The 5439-nt window shown below is 59.6% G+C and carries 5 protein-coding genes; 4 read left to right on the top strand and 1 reads right to left on the bottom strand.

Translation table 11 applies throughout. The annotated features are described in order from the left end of the window. The first annotated feature begins 3 nt into the window (after window positions 1-3). From AAAB35_RS10505 to AAAB35_RS10515, 3 genes are all read left to right on the top strand, one after another. The gene (locus AAAB35_RS10505; protein ID WP_027230260.1) at window positions 4-237 is read left to right on the top strand and encodes a hypothetical protein; all 234 of its coding nucleotides are present in this window, start codon (window positions 4-6) and stop codon (window positions 235-237) included. 223 nt (window positions 238-460) lie between these two features. Next, window positions 461-1894 carry a glutamine synthetase family protein gene (locus AAAB35_RS10510; protein WP_340668224.1) on the top strand — a complete coding sequence of 478 codons (1434 nt, stop codon included), beginning with the start codon at window positions 461-463 and terminating at the stop codon, window positions 1892-1894. Between the two features lie 20 nt (window positions 1895-1914). Beyond that, window positions 1915-3201, top strand: coding sequence for an FAD-binding oxidoreductase (locus AAAB35_RS10515; RefSeq protein ID WP_340668226.1), 1287 nt, complete (start codon window positions 1915-1917; stop codon window positions 3199-3201). Here the strand turns inward: AAAB35_RS10515 and AAAB35_RS10520 are convergent, their stop codons facing one another. Continuing rightward, window positions 3202-4326: a beta-ketoacyl-ACP synthase III gene (locus AAAB35_RS10520; protein WP_340668225.1), complete on the bottom strand. Its 1125-nt coding sequence runs from the start codon at window positions 4324-4326 to the stop codon at window positions 3202-3204. Between the two features lie 156 nt (window positions 4327-4482). On the opposite strand from AAAB35_RS10520, the gene AAAB35_RS10525 reads away from it, so the two are divergent. Then, on the top strand, window positions 4483-5439 hold a 957-nt coding region (locus AAAB35_RS10525), incomplete at its 3' end, for an inorganic phosphate transporter (RefSeq protein WP_340668227.1).

The raw sequence follows: 5439 nt of genomic DNA on the forward strand, positions 1-5439 counted from the left end.
ATCATGGCACCGCAGACACGCGTAAAGGAACGGGCCGAGGAGCAATCATCGGCCATGAATGCAGACCAGCAGGCTGTCATTCGCATGGTCGCAAATGACCTGCACCGCCTCAACCAGTCCGTCATGAAGGCGGTCGATGCCGGCGTGTCCGTGGAACTGGTCCGCTCCGCACGCCATCATGGCGGCGACGGAAACTGGGGTGACCTCCTGATACCGGTCGTCGTTACCCGGCAATAGCTGCAGCCGTGGCCTTCTCGGGCTTCGGTCTGGAGCTCGCACGGCGCAAGGACCGCCCGCAAGCAATTGCGGGCGGTTTTGTTTTGCGGTGCGACGGTCACATATCGTGCCGGGCAACACTCAGAACACCCCTTACACCCTCCACAAATATATCCCGGGCCTGCCTCCCATCGGGGCAACTTTTGCTCTATCATTTTCGCATCGAAACGAATTTTGGTGATTGATGCCTTCTGAAACCCCTGAAAAGAAGCCCGCACGGACAACAACACGGCGCCGGACGCCCGCCTATGTCAAATCCAAGCGCGGCGTGAAAAACTGGCGCGAAGCTTCCGAGTGGCTGGCCTGGCGGGATATCGAAGACATCGAATGCATTACGCCGGATCAGGCGGGCGTCGCGCGCGGCAAGATGATGCCGTCGAAGAAATTCACCTCCAACACGTCGCTTGCCCTGCCCTCCGCCGTGTTCATGGCAACAATTTCCGGCTCTTATCCCGAGGATGGCCACGGTTTTTCCTATCCGGAAGATGACGGCGATCTCAAGCTGATGCCGGACCTTTCTACCCTTTCCGAAGTTCCCTGGGAAAGCGATCCGACGGCACAGGTCATATGCGATCTCGTCAACAAGGAGGGCGAGGCCGTCGAGTTCACGCCGCGCAACGTTTTGAAGCGCGTCATGGCCGCCTATAGCAAGAAGGGTCTCAAACCTGTCGTTGCGCCGGAGATCGAATTCTATCTCGTCCGCAAGAATCCTGACCCCGACTATCCGCTGACCCCGCCAGTCGGCCGATCCGGTCGCGCCATCGGCGGCGGCCAGGCCTATTCTATCGCCGGTGTCAACGAGTTCGATGAACTCATCGACGACATCTATCATTTTTCCGAGGGCCAGGGCCTCGAGATCGATACGCTCATTCACGAAGAAGGCGCGGCGCAGCTCGAGATCAACTTGCGCCATGGCGACCCGGTGGAGCTCGCCGATCAGGTGTTCATGTTCAAGCGCACCATCCGGGAGGCGGCGCTGAAGCATGACATGTACGCGACGTTCATGGCCAAGCCCATCCAGGGCCAGCCGGGATCGGCGATGCATATCCACCAGTCGATCATCGACAAGAAGACGGGTCGCAACGTCTTTACCAATCCGGACGGTACGGAAAGCGAGGCGTTCAGGCACTTTATCGGGGGCATGCAAAAGCATGTCCCGGCATCCCTTGTCATGTTCGCACCCTACGTGAATTCTTACCGGCGTCTTACGCCGGCGGCTTCCGCCCCTGTCAATGTCAAGTGGGGCTACGACAACCGCACCACGGCGTTTCGCGTCCCTCGCTCCGATCCATCGGCGCGCCGCGTCGAAAACCGCATCCCGTCATCCGACGCCAATCCATATCTCGCGTTGGCTGCGTCGCTCGCCTGCGGGCTCATCGGCATGAACAACAAGCTCGAGCCGGACGCGCCCGCCTCGACGACGGTCAACGACAGTCTGATCGAATTGCCGCGCGGCCTGATCGAAGCCACGATCCTGTTCGAGCAGGACAAGGACCTGATCAGTCTCCTCGGGGAGCCCTTCGCCATCACTTACGCCGCCATCAAACGTGCCGAGTTCGAGACGTTCATGGAGGTTATCAGCCCTTGGGAGCGCGAATTTTTGCTCCTCAACGTTTGATGCCTAAATTGCCCAGCCACATGCCCTATCAGTCTCCCATTTCGCCCGGCATCTCCTGGTACGAATCGACCATTGCCGACCGAACCGAATATCCAGCGCTTGACGGCTCGCGCCAAGCGGACGTCGTGATCATTGGCGGCGGCTTTACCGGCCTGTCGGCAGCTGTGCATCTGGCATCGGCGGGCGCCGATGTGGTCCTCCTCGAAGCCTATCGCTTTGGCGATGGCGCCTCTGGACGAAACGGCGGCCAGCTTGGCACGGGCCAGCGCGCCTGGGCCGAGGAACTCGAGGCACAATACGGATTCACCCGTGCCAAGGCACTGTTTGACCTTGCCGAGGACGCCAAAGCCCATCTACTGCAGTTTGCCGAAACCCACGCAATCGATATCGAATATGTTCCGGGACAAATGTCGGTGGTGCACAAGAAGCGCTATCTCAAGCATTATCAGGAACACGCTGAGCTGATGGCGACCCGTTTCGACTATCCGCATATCCATTACATGGACGCGGCCGAGACCGCCGAGCGGCTTGGGTCCACCCGCTACCTCGGCGGCACCTATGACAAGGGAACCGGCCATATCCAACCGATGAACCTCGTAGTCGGAACGGCGAAGGCCGCGGCCAAGTCGGGTGTACACCTCTTCGAAAATACCAAGGTGACAGGATTAAGATCCGAGAACGGGCGTGTGACCGTCACCACAGCTTCCGGAACAGTAACAGCCGCCAAGGCGCTGATCGCCGTCAACGCCTATGGCGGCAATCTGGAACCGGTAAGCGCAGCGCACGTTATGCCGATCCGCTCCTTCATCGGCGCAACCGTCCCGCTCGGAAAGGACAGCCCCGTCTTGCCGGGTGGCGAGAGCGTCGATGACTCCCGCTTCGTCGTGCGCTATTTCCGCCGCTCCAAGGATGGCCGCCTGCTTTTCGGCGGGCGTGAAGCCTATACCGCCGATAATCCGCTCGACATCAGCACGCATATCCGCCGCCAGATCGCGGAGATCTATCCGGTATTGGCCGACGTGGAGATCACGCAGGCCTGGGGCGGTTCAGTGGGCATCACGATGCCGCGCCAACCCTTCGTTCGCGAAGTGATGCCGAATGTAATCTCGGCCGGCGGCTACTCCGGCCATGGCGTGATGCTGTCGAACTATGTCGGCAAGCTTTATGCGGAGACGGTGGCCGGCAATCGCGACCGGCTGAAACTGCTGGAGGAGCTGAAGGTGCCAGGATTTCCCGGCGGCCGCACGTTCCGCGCGCCACTGCTGTTTCTGGCGCTCAGCTGGTACGCTCTAGTCGACCGGATTTAGCTAGACCTTCCTTACGATCACGCTGCCAACCGAATAGCCGGCGCCGAACGAACAAATGACCCCGAGGCTGCCAGGGGCGAGATCGTCGGAAAATTTCGAAAAAGCGATGATCGAGCCGGCCGAGGACGTATTGGCATAATCCTGCAGGATGTTCGGTTGTTCACCCGCCTCCGGCTCGCGGCCGAGCACCTTGACACCGATAAGATCGTTCATGCCCTTGTTCGCCTGATGCAGCCACAGGCGCGACAGGTGAGCGGGTGCAATGTTCTCGTCGGCAAGGTGCGTGAGGATGAGATCGGCGACGATCGGCACGACCTGCTTGAAAACCTTGCGGCCCTCCTGCCGGAAAAGCATATCGCGCCGGTCAGTCATGTGGCCTTCGCGCGTGCGCCGCAGAAAGCCGTTGTTGTTGCGGATATTGTTGGAGAATTGCGTGAGGCAACGGGTGGAAACGATCTCGAATCGATCCGGTGCCGTAGCAAGATCATCGCGCTCGAGCAGCACCGCCGTGCAGACATCGCCGAAGATAAAGTGGCAGTCGCGGTCGCGCCACTCGAGATGGGCGGAGCAAATCTCCGGATTGACCATAAGGATGGCGCGTGCGGACCCCGAACGGATCATGTCCGCGGCAGCCTGAATGCCGAAGGTTGCGGACGAACAGGCGACGTTCATGTCAAAGCCGAACCCATTAATGTCGAGTGCCTGTTGCACCTCTATGGCGATGGCGGGATAAGGCCGCTCATGGTTGGATGCGGCGCAGATCACCGCGTCGACTTCGGAGGCCGTGCGCCCGGCTCTGGCGAGCGCGTCGGTCGCGGCTTTCACAGCCATCTCGGCCATGACGGAGAGTTCGTCATCACTGCGTTCCGGCAAGACGGGATGCATGATTTCGGGATCGAGTACGCCGGACTTGTTGAGCACGTAGCGCTGCTCGATGCCGGAAGCCCGCACGATGAAATCCTCGGCCGACATGGCGATCGGCTCGCGCGTGCCTGCGGCTATTTCATCCGCATGAAGCTCGTTCTGCCGTGTGGCGTAAGTATTGAATGCCTCCACCAGTTCGGCGTTGGTGATAGATTTTTCGGGCGTGAAAACGCCCGTACCGCTGATGACAACCTTGTGCATGGCGCTTCCAGTTTTCTTTACGGAAAGCGATAGAGATTCCTTTCGGTTCGCGCAAGTAATCCCGGATTGTCATAAGAGGTTCATCGACGGATCATAGGCTTCCTCCCATATTTCGTTAATCATTTGGTGAGGGGTTTGATTGTGACGGCGGACAATTTGGCAGCTACCGGCCTCAGCGATCATCCTCTCGAAAAACCCAAAAGCCTCGGCAATCTCCCAAACTACGCTGTCGTCGCAATCCTGATTGCCGGCCTTACCTATGTGGCATGGTCGCTGACACAGGATTTGACCAGCGCCGTCGCGGTGCCGTGGATCTTGCTCGGCCTAGCGTTGGTTACTGCGCTTGGCTTCGAATTCGTCAATGGCTTTCATGATACGGCCAATGCTGTCGCCACTGTCATTTACACCAACTCGATGCCGGCGGAATTCGCGGTGATCTGGTCCGGTTTCTTCAATTTCCTTGGGGTGATGACGGCAAGCGGCGCCGTAGCCTTCGGCATTATCTCGCTGCTGCCGGTCGAACTGATCATGCAGGTCGGTTCAGGCGCAGGTCTGGCCATGGTGTTCTCATTGCTGGCAGCGGCAATCATCTGGAATCTTGGCACGTGGTATTTCGGCCTGCCCGCCTCCAGTTCGCACACGCTGATCGGCTCAATCGTGGGCGTCGGTCTTGCCAATCAGTTCGTCGCGCCATCAGGCACCGCTACGAGTGGCGTCGACTGGTCGAAGGCAACTGAAGTCGGCATGTCGCTGCTCATCTCGCCGCTCGTCGGCTTTTGTGCTGCCGCCCTCCTTCTCCTCGCCATGAAACTCTCCATCAGGAATAAGGCACTTTACGAAGCGCCGAAGGGAAGCACGCCGCCGCCGCTTTGGATTCGCGCTCTGCTGATCTTTACCTGCACGGGTGTCAGCTTCGCACACGGCTCGAACGACGGCCAGAAGGGTATGGGCCTGATCATGCTGATACTCATCGGCGTGGTCCCCACGGCCTCGCTCGGCATTCATCTTGGTTGTTATGTGCACGTCGTCGCTGCCGCCGCCGGGCTCTCAGTGCTGTTTCACGCCGTTCCGTTGCTCTATATAGCGGTCAAGCTGGCCGGCGCTGCCTACCTT

The organism is Phyllobacterium sp. (genome assembly GCF_037994425.1).
GTDB lineage: Bacteria > Pseudomonadota > Alphaproteobacteria > Rhizobiales > Rhizobiaceae > Phyllobacterium.